The sequence below is a fragment of the Herbaspirillum sp. GW821-FHT09A12 genome (assembly GCF_059418325.1).
The window spans coordinates 99,879-115,340 of record NZ_JBWKPR010000001.1; the positions used below are offsets into that span (position 1 = coordinate 99,879).

At 64.6% G+C, this 15,462-nt stretch carries 11 protein-coding genes; 7 read left to right on the top strand and 4 right to left on the bottom strand.

Going from position 1 to position 15,462, the window contains the following annotated elements; genetic code table 11:
- The first annotated feature begins 20 nt into the window (after nt 1-20).
- On the top strand, nt 21-1,553 hold the full coding sequence (locus AC07N6_RS00445) for an efflux transporter outer membrane subunit (protein WP_494780366.1): 1,533 nt from the start codon (nt 21-23) through the stop codon (nt 1,551-1,553).
- Between the two features lie 2 nt (nt 1,554-1,555).
- On the opposite strand, the gene pabB is transcribed toward AC07N6_RS00445, so the two are convergent.
- The gene (pabB, locus tag AC07N6_RS00450; protein WP_494780368.1) at nt 1,556-3,397 is read right to left on the bottom strand and encodes an aminodeoxychorismate synthase component I; all 1,842 of its coding nucleotides are present in this window, start codon (nt 3,395-3,397) and stop codon (nt 1,556-1,558) included.
- Between the two features lie 139 nt (nt 3,398-3,536).
- Here pabB and AC07N6_RS00455 point away from each other — a divergent pair, with 139 nt between their 5' ends.
- The 5 genes from AC07N6_RS00455 (at nt 3,537) to AC07N6_RS00475 (ending at nt 7,546) form a co-directional block, all read left to right on the top strand.
- On the top strand, nt 3,537-4,940 hold the full coding sequence (locus AC07N6_RS00455) for a DHA2 family efflux MFS transporter permease subunit (RefSeq protein ID WP_494780370.1): 1,404 nt from the start codon (nt 3,537-3,539) through the stop codon (nt 4,938-4,940).
- 23 nt (nt 4,941-4,963) lie between these two features.
- Nucleotides 4,964-5,860, top strand: coding sequence for a DMT family transporter (locus AC07N6_RS00460; RefSeq protein ID WP_494780371.1), 897 nt, complete (start codon nt 4,964-4,966; stop codon nt 5,858-5,860).
- Nucleotides 5,861-5,934: 74 nt separating this feature from the next.
- Entirely contained in the window at nt 5,935-6,921 is a 987-nt protein-coding gene (locus AC07N6_RS00465; protein ID WP_494780372.1) for a magnesium and cobalt transport protein CorA, read from the top strand.
- Nucleotides 6,922-6,999: 78 nt separating this feature from the next.
- Nucleotides 7,000-7,269, top strand: a complete 270-nt coding sequence (locus tag AC07N6_RS00470) for a BrnT family toxin (protein WP_494780374.1) — start codon at nt 7,000-7,002, stop codon at nt 7,267-7,269.
- Entirely contained in the window at nt 7,256-7,546 is a 291-nt protein-coding gene (locus tag AC07N6_RS00475; RefSeq protein WP_494780375.1) for a BrnA antitoxin family protein, read from the top strand. Before AC07N6_RS00470 ends, AC07N6_RS00475 begins: the two co-directional genes overlap by 14 nt.
- A gap of 9 nt (nt 7,547-7,555) precedes the next feature.
- On the opposite strand, the gene AC07N6_RS00480 is transcribed toward AC07N6_RS00475, so the two are convergent.
- Both AC07N6_RS00480 and AC07N6_RS00485 read right to left on the bottom strand, forming a co-directional pair.
- On the bottom strand, nt 7,556-11,578 hold the full coding sequence (locus tag AC07N6_RS00480) for a translocation/assembly module TamB domain-containing protein (protein ID WP_494780376.1): 4,023 nt from the start codon (nt 11,576-11,578) through the stop codon (nt 7,556-7,558).
- A 49-nt stretch (nt 11,579-11,627) separates the two neighbouring features.
- Nucleotides 11,628-13,403: an autotransporter assembly complex protein TamA gene (locus AC07N6_RS00485; protein WP_494780377.1), complete on the bottom strand. Its 1,776-nt coding sequence runs from the start codon at nt 13,401-13,403 to the stop codon at nt 11,628-11,630.
- A 292-nt stretch (nt 13,404-13,695) separates the two neighbouring features.
- On the opposite strand from AC07N6_RS00485, the gene AC07N6_RS00490 reads away from it, so the two are divergent.
- The gene (locus AC07N6_RS00490) at nt 13,696-14,478 is read left to right on the top strand and encodes a ferredoxin--NADP reductase (RefSeq protein ID WP_494780378.1); all 783 of its coding nucleotides are present in this window, start codon (nt 13,696-13,698) and stop codon (nt 14,476-14,478) included.
- Between the two features lie 114 nt (nt 14,479-14,592).
- On the opposite strand, the gene AC07N6_RS00495 is transcribed toward AC07N6_RS00490, so the two are convergent.
- Nucleotides 14,593-15,105: a fimbrial protein gene (locus AC07N6_RS00495; protein ID WP_494780379.1), complete on the bottom strand. Its 513-nt coding sequence runs from the start codon at nt 15,103-15,105 to the stop codon at nt 14,593-14,595.
- Nucleotides 15,106-15,462: the final 357 nt, after the last annotated feature.

Genomic DNA, 15,462 nt, shown 5'->3' on the forward strand with positions numbered 1-15,462 from the left:
CTGCCGCCATGGAGAAACGCATGAAACCGCAACAACGCAACGCCGCCCGCCAACTGCCTCCGGCCATCAAGCCGCTGCTGCTGGCGCTGGCCGCTTCCTTCTCGCTGGCCGCCTGCTCGGTCGGCCCCGACTATGTGCGCCCGCAAATGGAGGAGGCGCCGGCCGTCTTCAAGGAAGGCCAGAACTGGAAGCCGGCCCAGCCGCGCGAGCTGACGGCCGACGGCAAGTGGTGGGAAATGTTCGGCGATGCGCAACTCAACGCGCTGGTGGTGCAGGTCGATATCTCCAACCAGAACCTGGCGCTGGCCGAGGCCAATTTCCGCAGCGCCCTGGCGCTGGTGCAGAGTTCGCGCGCCGCCTATTCGCCGACGCTGGATGCATCGGCCTCGGCCACGCGTTCGCGTTCCGGCAGTTCGTCCACGTCCTCCTCTTCGTCCGGCAGCGCCGGTGTGCGCAATTCGTATGCCTTCGCGCTCAACGCCTCATGGGAGGCCGATATCTGGGGCAAGCTGCGGCGCGATGTCGAAGCCAGCCAGGCCAGCGCCCAGGCCAGCGCGGCCGATCTCGCCGCGGCGCGCCTGTCGGCCCAGGCGGCGTTGGCCCAGAATTACCTGCAACTGCGCGTGCTGGATGCCCAGCAAAAGCTGTTGGACGATACCGTCGAGGCTTACCAGCGCTCCTACCAGCTCACGCTCAACCAGTATGCCGCCGGCGTGGCCGCCAAGTCGGACGTGATCCAGGCCCAGAGCCAGTTGAAGTCGGCCCAGGCGCAGGCCCTGGACAACGGCGTGTCGCGCGCGCAGCTGGAGCACGCCATCGCGCTGCTGGTGGGCAAGACGCCATCCACCTTCTCGTTGCCCAAGGCGCCGCTGACGGCTGTGGCGCCGCCGATTCCGCAGGGCGTGCCGTCGATGCTGCTGGAGCGCCGGCCCGACGTGGCCGCCGCCGAGCGGCGCGTGGCCGCGGCCAATGCCAATATCGGCGTGGCCAAGGCGGCGTATTTCCCCAGCCTGACGCTGTCGGCTTCCGGCGGTTACCAAAGCTCCAGCTTCGCCGACTGGTTCTCGCTGCCGGGGCGCGTATGGTCGCTCGGCCCGCAACTGGCACAGAGCATCTTCGACGGCGGCGCGCGCCGCGCCGCCACCGACCAGGCCATCGCTGCGTATGACGGCACGGTGGCCCAATACAAGCAGACCGTGCTGACCGCCTTCCAGGGCGTCGAAGACAACCTGGCCGCGCTGCGCATTCTTGAGCAAGAGGCGGCGGTGCAGGACGAAGCCGTGCAATCGGCGCGCCAGGCGGTGACGCTGGTCCTCAACCAGTACAAGGCCGGTACCGTCAGCTATGTGAACGTGATCACCGCGCAGGCCACGGCATTGTCGGCCGAGCGCTCCGCGCTGGACATCCTGAACCGCCGCATGGCGGCCAGCGTATTGCTGGCCACCGCCCTGGGCGGTGGCTGGGATGAAAACAGCCTGGCCGATCTGGCGCCGCTGGCGGAGCAGAGCGAGGCCAAGGCGAAGGGATTGAAGGAGAACGCGGCGCTGCGTTGAGGCTAAAGCTCAAGCGTTGCCTTGATCGCTCCGCGCAGCGCATTGCACACCACGATTGCCTCGGCCCGCATTAACTCCCCACGGCTGACCGGACGTTCGACGGCATCCCACGCCGGATCGGCCAGCAGCACTGAACGCATCACGCCCGGCAGCAAGCCCGCTCCCAACGGCGGCGTTATCCAGCGCCCATCCAGTTGCACGAACACATTGCTGCGTCCGCCCTCGGTCAGTTCATCCTTTTCATTGAAGAACAGCAGGTCGAAGCCGCCGCGTTGTTCGGCTTCTTTCCACGCTGCGTCGTAGGCGGCGCGGTGGGTGCTCTTGTGGCACAGGAAGAAATCGCTGCTATCGGTGGCATGTGGGGCAAGGAATATTTTCACGCTGTCGCCCAGCGGCGCCAGCGGCGCGTGCTGGATAGTGATGCCGCCTTGCGCATCCAGCGCCAGCCGCAGGCGGTATGTGGCCGCGCTGCCGAACCCGGCGCAGGCCTTTGCCAGCGCGGCATGGATTGCCGCTTGATCGAAGCTGAAGCCGAAGGCTGCCGCGGAGCTGCGCAGGCGTTGCAGGTGCAGGTCGAGATGCCGGCATCCTTCGCGCGTGGCGTGCATGGTTTCGAACAGGCTGAATGCATGGCCGAGGCCGGTCAAAAAGCCGGCCTTCAACCGGCATTCGGCGTATTCGGAGGCGGCATCGCTGTCATGGACGATGCCCGCGCCCACGCCCAGCACGCCGCGGCGCAATCCGCCTTCCGGCGCTTGCAGTTGCAGCGTGCGGATCGGCACCGACAGGCAAAAGTCGCCGAGCGCATGCCCGCCGGCGCGCGGCGCGTCGAACCAGCCGATGGCGCCGGTATAGAGCCCGCGCGGCGTGCTTTCCAGTTCGTCGATGATTTCCATGGTGCGGCGCTTGGGCGCGCCGGTGATCGAGCCGCAGGGATAGAGCGCGGCGATGGCGCCGGCCAGCGTGATGTCCGCGCGCAGGCGGGCGCGGATGGTCGAGGTCATCTGCAGCACCTGGCCGTAGCGCCGCACGTCGAACAGGTGCGGCACCTGCACCGAGCCGGGCATGGCGATGCGGCCGAGGTCATTGCGCAGGAGGTCGACGATCATCAGGTTTTCGGCGCGGTTCTTTTCATCGCCGGCCAGCGCCAGCGCACGGCGCGCATTGATGGCGTCGGCATCCGCATCGGCGGCGGGCGCGGCCGGCGCCGTGCCCTTCATCGGCTTGGCCTTGAGCATGCCGCCGGCATGGGCGACGAACAGTTCGGGCGAGAACGACAGCACGGCGCTGCCGTCTTCGCAACATACCAGCGCGCCATACGGCACCGGCTGGCGTGCGCGCAGCCGGCGGTAGAGCGCCAGCGGGTCGCCGTAGGCATCGAAGCGCAGGCGATAGGTGTAGTTGACCTGGTAGGTGTGGCCGGCGGCGATGTAGTCGTGGATGCGGGCGATGGCGGCGCTGAATTCGGTTTCGCTGACGCTGGCGGCCGCGTTGGCGATGCCGGCCGGTGCCGGTGCAATTTGCTCTTGTTGCGCCAGCCATTGGTCGGCTGCGGCGGCGCTGAGGCGCTCGCAGCGTTGGAACAGCATCACTTTGGCCAGGGGGCCGCCGGCATGCTTGTGCGGCAGTCCCTGCATGGCGGCGCCCAGTTCGTAATCCCACAGGGCCAGGGCGTGTTGCCCGGCGGCCAGCGCCTGCTGCATTTCATCCAGCAGCACCGGGAAGCCGGCGGCGTCAGCGCAGGCCAGCGTACGCAGGTGGCCGGTATATAGGCGCGAGCGGGGCTCGGCCGGGGTGGCCAGGTGGTCGTCGAGCAGGGCGAAACAGGCGGGACAGGCGGTCATAGGTGCAATCGGATGGAGCGGGCAGGCCCGCCGCGCATGGAGGCGGCGTCCGGCAGCATCATAGCGTAAAAGGTATACTTGCCAACTTGCCCGGCGAGCCGCTGCCGGGCCTCTTCATATCAAATTGCCAATATCGCCGATGGCCATCCCTCGTACCTTCGTTGTGCCCCTGATTGTCGCCTGCGCGCTGTTCATGGAGCAGATGGATTCCACCGTGATCTCCACCTCGCTGCCCGCGCTGGCGCTGGACATGGCGGTCGATCCCATCTCGCTGAAGCTGGCCCTGACTTCCTACCTGGTAAGCCTGGCGGTGTTCATCCCGATTTCCGGCTGGATGGCCGACCGTTTCGGTTCGCGCACCATTTTCCGTTCGGCGATTTGCGTCTTCATGCTGGGTTCCATCCTGTGCGGCGTGTCGTCCACATTGCCGCAGTTCGTCGCGGCGCGCTTTTTCCAGGGTATCGGCGGCGCCATGATGGTGCCGGTGGGGCGCCTGGTGATCCTGCGCAGCGTGGAAAAGGTGAACCTGGTCAAGGCCTTGTCCTACCTGACCATTCCGGCGCTGTTCGGGCCGGTGCTGGGGCCGCCGCTGGGCGGTTTCATCACCACCTATTTCCACTGGCGCTGGATTTTCTTCATCAACATTCCCATCAGCATCCTGGGCCTGTACCTGGCCACGCGCTTCATCCCCGACCTCAAGGCCGAGCAGGTGCCGCCGCTGGACTGGCCCGGTTTCGTGCTGTCGGCGTTGGGCTGCTCGCTGCTGATGATGGGCTTGTCCACTGCAGGCCGCCATCTGGTGTCGGGTGAAGTCTCGCTGGCTTGTGTGGTATTGGGCGTCTTGTTCCTGATCGCCTATGTGTGGCATGCGCGTCGCGCCGCCGCGCCGCTGATCGACCTGACGCTGCTGAAGATCCCGACCCTGCAGGCGGGGGTGTTCGGCGGTTCGCTCTACCGCATCGGTATCGGCGCGATTCCCTTTTTGCTGCCGCTGATGCTGCAGCTCGGCTTCGGCTATACGCCTTTCCATTCGGGGCTGCTGACTTGCGCCGCGGCGGCCGGCGCCATGTTCATGAAGACCATCGCATCGCGTTTCTTGCAGCGCTATGGCTTTCGCACCGTGCTGGTGGTGAACGGTTCGCTGGGCGTGCTCAGCCTGTGGGCGATTGCCTTGTTCACGCCGCAAACGCCTTATATCGTGATGATGCTGGTGCTGCTCATCGGCGGTTGCTTCCGCTCGCTGCAATTCACCAGCCTGAACGCGATCTCTTATGCCGATGTCGATAGCCCGCGCCTGAGCCAGGCCACCAGCATGGCCAGCGTGGCGCAACAGCTGTCGATCGGCATGGGGGTGGTGCTGGCCGGTTTCGCGCTGCAGGTTTCCAATGACGTACAGGGCCACGCCACGCTGGTGGCCGCCGATTTCTGGCCGGCCTTCCTGGTGGTGGGGGCGGTGGCGTCGCTGTCGATCCTGATGCTGCGCCGCCTGTCGCCCAATGCCGGATCGGAAATGTCGGGCCGGGCAAACACCAAGTCGGCTTGAGCCGTTCGTTTTAGAAAGTGTCCATGCAACTCAAATATGTCTGGTTCCCGTTGGGCGCCGTCCTGATCTGGGCCGGCAATACCGTCATCAGCAAGATGTCGGCCGGGGTGATCGCGCCGGAAGATATTTCCTTTTACCGCTGGGTGCTGGCCGCCGCGCTGATGTCGCCGTTCCTGGCCAGGTCGACCTGGCATGCGCGCGCGCAGATCAAGCCTCATCTGGGCAAGATCCTGGTGCTGGCGCTGCTGGGCATGGTGCTGTTCCAGAGCCTGGCGTATTTCGCCGCCGCCACTTCCTCGGCTACCAGCATGGGCATCATCGCGTCGCTGATGCCGCTGCTGACCTTGTTGCTGAGCATCCAGCTGCTGTCGGAACCGCCCACCGTGGGCACGGTGGGCGGCGGCGTCTTGTCGCTGTTCGGCCTGGCGGTGCTGATCGGCCGCGGCCATCCGCTGGCGCTGTTCGACCAGGGCGTGGTCATGGGCGACCTGCTGATGCTGCTGGCCACCATCTCTTACGGTTTGTACGGCGTGATGCTGCGCCGCTGGGCCTTGCCGCTGCGCACCTGGCAATTGCTGTACATGCAGGTGCTGATGGCAGTGCTGCTGCTGTTTCCCGGTTTCGTCTTCGGCCACCATTCGCCGTTGACTGCCGATAACCTGCCGCTTCTGCTGTATGCCGGCATCGCCGCTTCCATCGTTTCGCAGTTCCTGTGGATGAAGGGCGTGAGCCATCTGGGCGCCAGCCATTGCTCCGTGTTTGTCAACCTGATGCCCGTTTTCACCGTCGCCATCGCGATGCTGGCATTGGGCGAGGAATTGCACGGTTACCATGCCATCGGCGGCGGCATCACGCTGGCGGGCGTGCTGATGGCGCAGGTGTTGCGGCAACGCCTGCCCGGCCGCGCCAAGGTCGGCTGAGGCGCGGCCGTTGCACATAACGATGAATACGTGGCACCCTGCGGGGCGACAACAATGAAAACAGGAGCCAGGACATGATCGACGCCGACATGATCGTCAACTGCACGGTCTACAAGAAGGGCAAGAAGCTGCGCGAGATCGCCCTCGACGACATCAGCGATGTGCTGCAAGAAGAGGGTACCTTTGTCTGGCTCGGATTGCTCGAACCCAATGTCGAGCTGATGAACAAGATCAAGGAAGAATTCTGCCTGCATGAGCTGGCGGTGGAAGACGCCTACGCCGCGCACCAGCGCCCCAAGATCGAGGAATACGGCGACACGCTGTTCGTGGTGTTGCACACCGCGCAGCTCTCCGGCGGCGAGGTGCAATTCGGCGAGACCCACATCATGACCGGCCCGCGCTTCGTGATCACGGTGCGCCACGGGGCTTCGCGCAGTTATGCCAAGGTGCGCGAGCATTGCGAGATGCTGCCCGAGCGCCTGGTGCGCGGCCCCAGTTTCGTGCTGTATTCGATCATGGACTTCGTGGTCGATAACTATCGGCCCATCATGGATGACCTGGAAGCCAAGTTCAGCCAGTACGAGGCCCAGTTGTTCGATCCCTCGGCCAAGACCGGCAAGGCTTACCTGCAGGAGCTGTACCAGTTGAAGCGGCAGCTGATCCGCCTGCGCTCGGCGGCCTCGCCGCTGCTGGACGTGTGCACCCAGTTGCTGCGGTTCCATGAAAGCCTGATCACCAAGGACGGCAAGGCCTATTTCCGCGACATCTACGACCACGTGGTGCGCTTCATCGACACCGGCGACCGCCTGCGCGAAATGGTGGAGTCCGCGGTCCAGATCAACCTGGCCCAGATCACCATCCACCAGAACGAAATCGTGCAGACCCTGGCCGGCTGGGGCGCGATCCTGGCCATCCCGACCATGGTGTTCAGCCTGTACGGCATGAACTTCGCCAACATGCCGGGCCTGAGCTGGCAGTGGAGCTTTCCGTTGGTGCTGGGCGGTATCGTTACCGGCTGTTCATTGCTGTGGCGCAGGTTGCGCAGGGCGGGGTGGTTGTAACCGGCGATTGGTGATGAATTTGTTGTGCATACATAAAATCATTGAAAAATAGACTTTTTTGTGCATACAATAAGAATCATGGAAATCGCATTCGACCTCGCCAAAGATGCCGAAAATATAAAGAAGCATGATGGCGTGTCACTTGCCGATGCAAAGGCATTTGAATGGAATGACGCCGTGATCTGGCCTGACAAGCGCAAAGAATATGGCGAGGACCGCATGATCGGTTTGGGTTATATCGGTAACCGCCTGTTCAACGTGGTGTTTGTCGACCGCGATGGAATCCGTCGAATTATCAGTTTACGGAAAGCTAATTTCAGGGAGGTGAAACGATATGCCGAAACTTAAGCCGGGAACCATTATCCCTACCGAGCAAGAAGATGCGGCCATCACTGCCGCAGCCATGAGCGACGTCGATGCCATGCCGTTGACCGATCAAGAATGGGAAGCAGCCAAGAAGACGGCTCGCATCGGCCGTCCCAAAGCCGAGGTCACCAAGGAACGGATCACCATTCGCTTGTCGCGCGATGTCGTGACGCAATTCCGTTCCACGGGCGAAGGATGGCAGACGCGGATTGACAGCGCCCTGCGCCAATTCATCGAAGAGCACCCATTGTCCCGTTGAAAATCGGAATCAGTCGTAACGCAGGTTGAACAGCACGTTCAAGCCAGTGATCGTCCCCGCCCGCACCACCACCGACCAGCGGCGCGACAGCTGCCAGGTGGCTTTGGCGATGCTGGCCGCGCCTTGCAGGCTCTGCTCGTAGCCCAGCGTGATCTTCTCGGTGATGGCCTTGCCCAGGTTGACCACCTGGTCGTCGGTGAGGCCCGATTCGCTGGCGCCGATGGAGAACTGGTCCAGGCCGAAGTCCTTGGCGATGCGCTTGCCGCCGAGGTTGCCCACCAGCGCCAGCGCCTGGCTGCTGGCGCTGCGCTGGCCGATGCTGGAGCTATCGGTGCCGTGGCCGAACATCATCCACGACAGCTTTTCATCGTCGGGCACATTGGGTTCTGACACCAGCTGCACGCGCGGCCGGTTGGCGGTGCCGGTCACCGATACGCCGGCTTCGACATCCTGGTTGCGGCGCATGGCGAGGATATTGATGTTGGGATTGCTGATCGGCCCCTGGAAGTTGATGATGCCGCGCTCGATGTTGAGCTTGGTGCCGAAGGCTTCATAGGTGCCTTCGGCCACGTTGATGGTGCCGGTGGCGCGCAGCGGCGAGAGCGGTTCGCTGCGCACGTTCATGTCGCCGCGCAGCAGCAGGTCGGCGCCGGTGCCGCGGAAGCGGAAGTCGTGGCCGAGGTCGACCGCGATATTCATCACCGGCGCGAACTTGCCGGCCGGCTTCTCGGTGGCGGCTTCCAGTTTCTGCTGCGAGCTGGCGTTGGCGCCGGCCTTGGTCTTGCCGTCGCGGCGCACGATCACCACGTCGTCGCCCAGCCTGGGCGCGCTGCTCTTGGGCAGGTCGAACAGGGCGCGGTCGACGATGAACTTGCCGTCGATGTGCAACTGCTCGTTGACGTTGGCGATCTTGCCCTGGCCCGACAGCATGAGCTGGCGGTCCGGGCTGGCGAACAGTTCCAGCCGGTCGGCGGTGATGGTGGCATTCAGGTCCGGATTCTCCGCGCCCAGTTGCACCTTGCCCTGGGCGCGCAGCGTTCCCTTGCCGCCGTGGAATTCGATCTGGCGCAGGTCGATCACGTTGTTGTCCATGACGATGCGCACGACGCCGTCCTTGAGCTGTATGCCTTGGTCGAACTGCGTCACCGCCAGGTCATCGCCATTGATGGCGCCCGACAGCTTCGGCTGGCCGAGCGTGCCGCCGGCGTTGAACTCGGCGCCGAGCTTGCCGTTGAAGCTCACCTGCGGGCCGATCAGGTCGCCCACGCGCTTGAGTTCCGGCACATCCAGTTTCGCCTTGAGGTTCAGCGGCGAGGCATCGGCCAGCGCCAGCAGGCCGTCGATGCGCTGCAGGCCCAGCGTACCGCCAAGGTCGATGGTGCCGATCCGCGCGGCGTTCACGCGGCCGTCCACGCGCACCTGTTGTCCTTGCAGGTCGGCGCGCAGGCGCAGCTCCGACAGGCCGAGCGAGGCTTCGCCGTTGCTGGCGGTCACGCGCACGTCGCCCGATTTGCGCGCCAGCTGGAAATAGCCGCTGGCGCTCTCGGCCAGCGAAAAATCCCAGTCGCTGTCGAGCACCAGGTCGGACTTGACCGGCGGCGGCGTGCCGGTGAATTCCTGCACGATCTGCAGCAGGCGGCCGAGATCCAGCGCGCGTACCTGGCCGGCCGAGGCGATGCGGCCCTGGCGCCATGAGAGCCGCTTGAGGTCGAGCGCCATGCGGTCGATTTCCAGCCGGGTAGCGCCGGCCTCGACCGCATCGGCCGAGGCTTCCAGCGCCAGCGGGCTGGCCAGCGCGACTTGTGGGAAACCCTTGTTCTGCAGCTTGTCGATGCTGCCGGCCCAGCCGTATTTGCCGCGGGTCTTTTCGGTCACCTTGCCGTGCGCGGCAAAGTCCAGGTCCAGGGTCTGGTCCAGCACCTTGCCGGCGCCGCGCAGGTTCAGCGTATGGTTGCCCCAGGTGCCGTCCAGGTTCAGGTCCAGCCTGGACAATTCCGCCTGCGGGCCGCGATAGCCTTCGCCTTCCACCCGCAGGGCCAGTTTGTTGTTGGGCGAGGCGACGCCGGCGGCGAGATCGGTGCGCAGGTCGGTTGCGCCGGACAGTCGTGCCAGGTGGTGCGGCCCGAACGCCAGTTTTTCGGCTTGATAGGTGGCGTGCAGGTTGGGGCGTTGCTGTGTGCCGGTGAGCTGGCCATCCAGGCGCAACAGGCCGGACAGGCCATAGCCCAGGCGCTCCAGGTGTGGGGCGTCGACCTTGAGCGTCAGGGCATCCTTGCCGGCGCCGAAGCTGCCGTTGAGGTCCAGCGTATTGCCGGCCACCAGCAGGTTGGCCTTGCTCGGCAACAGCCGCATGCCGGCCAGGTTGATGTTGCCCTGGCCGCTCATGGGCAAGTCGCCGTAGCTGCTGTCGTGGATGCCGAAGGCCAGCTTGAGCTTCAGTTCCGGCGAGATGGCGCCGCTGGCGTTGAAGTCCATGTTGATCCTGGCCTGCACCGGCTTGGAGGCGGCGCTGGCGCCGGGATTTTTCTTGCCGCCGGCGGCCGGCGCGGGGGCGACCGCATGCAACCAGGCTGTCGGGTCGAAATCCACCAGCTTGCCTTTGACGGCGTAATCCATCGCACCTGTCGTTTTAAGTGTGCCGGCCGCTTCCACGCGCGACTTGCCGGCGGCCAGCTGGGCCTGGTGCAGTTCCACTTCTTCCGCGCGGATGGTGCTGTCCACGCGCAGCTTGAGTTCGCGGTCGTCCAGCGCCAGCTTGATCTGCTGGGCGCCCGGCGCCAGCGTCACGTCCAGCGGGCCGCCCAGTTGCGTGGGTTTGAGCTGGCGGTGGATCTGGTTCAGGTCCAGTGCGCTGATGCGGAAGTTGAAGTTGCCGCCCATCTCTTGCTGCTGGCCGGCGACATCGCTGCCGGGGCGGAATTCGCCGCCGCCGGCGATGCGCGCGTTCCTGGGCAGGCGCAGTTCGAGCGAGGTGATTTTTTGGCGTTGCAGGTCGAGGTCGACATCGGCGCTGGCCGAGAGCAGCGGCAGCAATTGCTGGTCGAGGCTGCCGGGCTTGGCGTTGTCGATGGCGACCTTGCCGGCCACGCGCAAGGCATCGCCGCTGGTGCCGGCCACCGGCGCCAGGTCGGCGCGCACGCGCAGGTCGGCTTGCGGGGCGCCGGCGCTGAAGGCTTGCGGATTGATGTGCTGCAGGTCGACCTTGGCGCTTTTGAGCGGCACCGGGGCGAACGGCGTGGCTTGCACATCGGCGGTGCCGTTGAGCCTGTCGCCGCTGGCTTTGAGCGCGATGCCCAGATCCTGCAGCGAGCCCGACAGTTGTGCCGCCAACTGGTATTTCTCCTGCAAGCTGGCGTTCTGGTACTCGCCGGACAGCTCCAGCCCGCCGCTGATGGCGAACGGTGCGCGGCCGTTCAGGTGCAGCAGCGCGGCGGCGGCGCCGAACGGCGTGCTCAGGCTGTCGAGCACCAGCGTGTGCTGGGTGCCGTCGGAGTCGCCGTGCAGGCGCAACTTGGACAGCTCGGTGGTGGAGGCGCCCTGGGTGAAGCTGAGCCGCTCCAGCGAGATTTCATGGATGTCCAATGCCAGCGGAATCTCCAGCGAGGCCGGCATGGCGCTGGGTTCGGAGGGGGACGGTTGCTGCTTGAGGGTGACCGTGCCCACGCGCAGGTAACGCACGCTGAATTTGCGCTGCAGCGGCGCGAGCTGCCAGTCGGCGTCGATGCGGTCGATATCGAGGATGCGCTGCTCGTCCTGGTAATGCAGGTCGCGCAGGCGCAGGCCGTCGGCGATGGTGCCGCCCAGCAGTTGGCCCGATAGCTTGCCGCCCAGTGCCTGTACCGCGCCGTTCCAGACCAGGCGCGCGCCGCTTTCGGTCTTGACGGCATACAGGCCGGCGCCGGCTACCACCAGCAGCGTTGCGGCCAGCGTGGCGCCGCTCCACAGGGCGATCTTGCGGGCGCGTTGAGGCTTCCGCTTGGGCGGTGTGGCGTGCTGGTCCGGGGCGGAAGGAGATGCTTGCTGGTCGCTCATGCGTTCTTGCCGTTCAAGTCTTGTCTGTCGTGTTCATGTGCGGGCCGCCTCAGAAAGCGATGCCCAGCGAGACGTGCGGGCGGATCTGGCGTTTCTGCACGCCATAGGCCAGGTCCAGGTTGAGGGTGCCGACCGGGCTGCGCCAGCGCGCGCCGGCGCCCACGCCGTTATAGAAAGTCTTGTTGCTCCAGCTGTCGGCGGCCGCGCCGATGTCGTAGAACACCGCCGCGCCCCAGTTTTCGGTCAGCCAGTGCTGGTATTCGGTGCTGCCCACCGCCAGGTACTTGGTCGGGTAGACGGTGCCGTTTTGTTCGTTGCCGATGCTCTGGTAGCTGTAGCCGCGCACCGAATCGTTGCCGCCGGTGCGAAACAGCAGCGAGGCCGGCACTTCGGAGGCGCGCCCGGCGGTGAATACGCCGCCCAGCTCGGCCCGCAATACCACCAGGTCGCGGCGGCCGACCGGCACGAATTGCTTGAAGCGGCCGTACAGCCGGGTGAAGGTCTGGTCGGTCAGCGCGCCCTTGATGGCGAAGCCGGCTTCCAGCGTCAGCAGGTTGCCGTGGCGCGGGAAGATGGGGTTGTCGACGTCGCGCCGCGCCCAGGCGAAGCCCGGCACCAGCGCCTGGTGCTTGCCGGGGGTGACCACGGTATTGGCCGGCGGGGTGGCGCCGTTTTCCTGGGTCAGCTGGTCGCGGTAATAGATGAGCGAATAGGTGGTGTCATACAGCTCGCCGGTGCGCGAACGCTTGATGCCGGTCTGCAGGCTGCGCAGGTCGATGCCTTCCAGCGTGGTGCGCTCGTAGGAGCTGTTGACGCTGTTGACGAAGGCTTTTTCATCCGGCGGCATGGCCAGGCTGAGCAGGCCGTACTGGCGCTTTTGCTCCAGCCGCAACTGGCTGTCGAAGGCATAGGCGCGGTTGAACACGTTGTAGTGCGAATACCGGCCTTCGACCTGGGCGCCGGTATCGGTGCCGTAGCCTACGCCGGTGCGCACGCGCTGGGTCGGGAACTCGGTGACCTGTACCTTGACCGGAGCCATGTCCGGATGCTCCGGATCGTCGTCGATGCCGACGATGGCGTTGGAGAAATAAGGCGTGTTCTGGATCTGGCGCTGCAGCGAAAGCAGGCGCTCGGCATCGTAAGGCTCGCCGACATTGAGCGGGTTGACGTTGTGGATGATGCTTTCCGGATAGCGCTTGGCGCCGGTGATTTGCAACGGGCCCAGGGTGAAGGCCGGGCCGCTGTCGTACTGCACCGAGAGATCGGCGCGATGGTTGTCGGGATCGACCTCGGCGCGCGACTGGGCAATGCGCGCGGCCGCGTATTTCTTTTGTTGCAGCGCTTGTAGCCCGGCGTCCTTGGCCTTGTCCCAATCTTCCTGGCGGAACGGCTTGCCGGGCGGCAGCAGCCAGTCGCGCCGGATCGCTTCCACCCGCGGCAGGTCCTGCTGCGCCACCGCGCCGGTGGCCTGGATGTCGGCCTGGCCGATGTCGGTACGTTGGCCCGGTTCGACATGCACGATCACGCGTTTGATGTCTTCCTTGCCGTCGGCGCTGCGTTCGCTGCTGACTTCGACCTTGGTTTGCGGCGAGAAATAACCCTCGGTGGAAGTCAAGTCGCGCACCTGGTCGCCGACGGTGTCGATCATGAACTTCAACTGGTCGTCGCTGATATCGTCGCGTTCCTGGTAGCGCGACAGGTCGAGGAAGTCCTTGAGCAGCGATTGCACCGGCTTGGGTGCATCGATCTCCACCTTGTAGGCGGCGTTGGCGGTCTCAGCGGCGCAGCATAGGCATGCGATGGCCAGGCGGCAGGTCCAGTTCATCAGGTCACTTCATATTCTGTTAATGCGGGCAGGGCGCGCTGTCTGCTGCGGGACCGGTGCAAAGTCGGGTACGATGACAGCCTGTACCGGCGCCTAGACCGGGCGGCAGCGCGGATAGTTCCGGCTGCAGGCCCGTAGGGCGTCGTCGTGTCGGCACAGGCCGCATCGTTTTGTCTCAGCACGCATTGTAATGCGGCTCCCCGCGAATTAGCGTTGATCAAACCGATTTCGAGCTGCGCCGGCCTAATTTGAGAGTTTTCTTGGTTGCCAAGGCAAGTGGAAGGAGAAGCAGGTGAGTGTCGACGTCTATTCGGAAAAAGCCAGTTGCGAACGCCTGCTGTCGGTGCATCGCTGGACCGGCAAGCTGCTGACTTTCCGCACTACGCGTCCGGCCGGCTACCGTTTCAGCGCCGGCCAGTTCGCGCGGCTTGGGCTGGAGATCGATGGCGAGATCGTCTCGCGCGCCTATTCGATCACCTCGGCCGAGTCCGAGGATGAGCTGGAGTATTACGCCATCATCGTGCCCGGCGGTAAATTCACTACCCGCCTCGATGCCATGCGGCCCGGCGATCCGGTATGGGTGGAAAAACTCAGCTACGGCTTCATGACCGCCGATCGCTTCACCGACGGCAAGCAACTGTGGATGCTGGCTACCGGCACCGGGCTCGGACCTTATCTCTCGATCCTGCAGCAGCAGGACGTGTGGGCGAAATTCCAGGACCTGGTGCTGGTGCATTGCGTGCGCAACCGCGAGGAACTGGCCTATGCCGACAAGTTCGCAGCCCTGCGCGCGCAGGCCCTGGCCGACGGTTTGCCGGCCAGGTTGCATTACCTGCAGTCGGTGACGCGCGAACCTGGCGACGGCGCGGTGCTGGCCGGGCGCATCACCGCGCTGCTGCGCGACGGCGGCCTGGAGCGGGCCACCGGCCTGGCGATCGACGCGGCGCATTCGCGCTTCATGGCTTGCGGCAATCCGGAGATGGTCACCGAGGTGCGCGAGATCCTGCGCGAACGCGGCATGGCGCCGTTGCGGCGCGCCGGCGGCGGACAGTTCGTGACAGAGGATTATTGGTGATCCGGTTGCATCGGTACATTGCGCCGGCGCCTATTGTGCGGGCGGCACATTCTGCGGACCGAGGCTGGTTGCGCTTGCCTGGCTGAGTGGCTTGGGCGTCGGCTACGAGCCGGATCAGCGGTAGTTCATCGAAATCAGGATGGCGCCATCGATCTTGCCGCCATTCGTGGCGCCGGGAGCGCCCGCGACGCGGCGCAGGGCGGTGGCGATGTCGATGTGCCTTTCCTTTTTGCCGGTCAGCGCGATCGGGATGGCCTTGCCGGGATCCAATTGCTGGCCGGCGCTGCTGAGCAGCATTTCCACACCCGCTATGCCTGCGTCGAAACCGCTCCGGTTTTCCGAGGGCCGGCCTTCAAACGACAATTGCAACGCCTGGTTGCTGTTGCAGTTCATTTTCAGTTGCACGGAACCGCCTGCGACCCCGGCTGCGCCGTGGCCGTTGTTTTGCGTCACGCGCTCGACAACATCTTGATTGAACCCGGCCTGGGCGACGCTGACCGAGCAGCCAGCTTCGACAACGGCGCCGCGGATCTGCAGCGTGCCGTCTGCGGCATGGCTGGTAGCAGGAATGGAAAGGGCCAGGCCGAAAGCGAGCCCGACGATACGATAAATGGATGGATTGCGCATGGAATTACTCCCCGTGGATAGCCCTCCCTGGGCTCAAGATGTCAACACTCTGCGGTGCGATACCCCCACATGAGAAGACCCGCATCACCCCTGATGCTGTCTTGAATTCTCAAATAATTCCGAAATTATATGCGAATGTATTCGTTTTTATTGTTGCTTTTTGTCATCATCGTGATGATATATCGATTTTTTTAAAAGATTTTTTTGACGAGGTTTTTCATAGGGCGATTCCAGTAATTGCGGATGTCGCCAGAAAAAATGTCGGGAACCAAGCTTCATTTCGTCCGGTCGAGGACACGTGTTTGTTGCGCGATGGGTCAAGGGGTGACGCCGCCGCGGTCAGTAAGCATTCAAGCT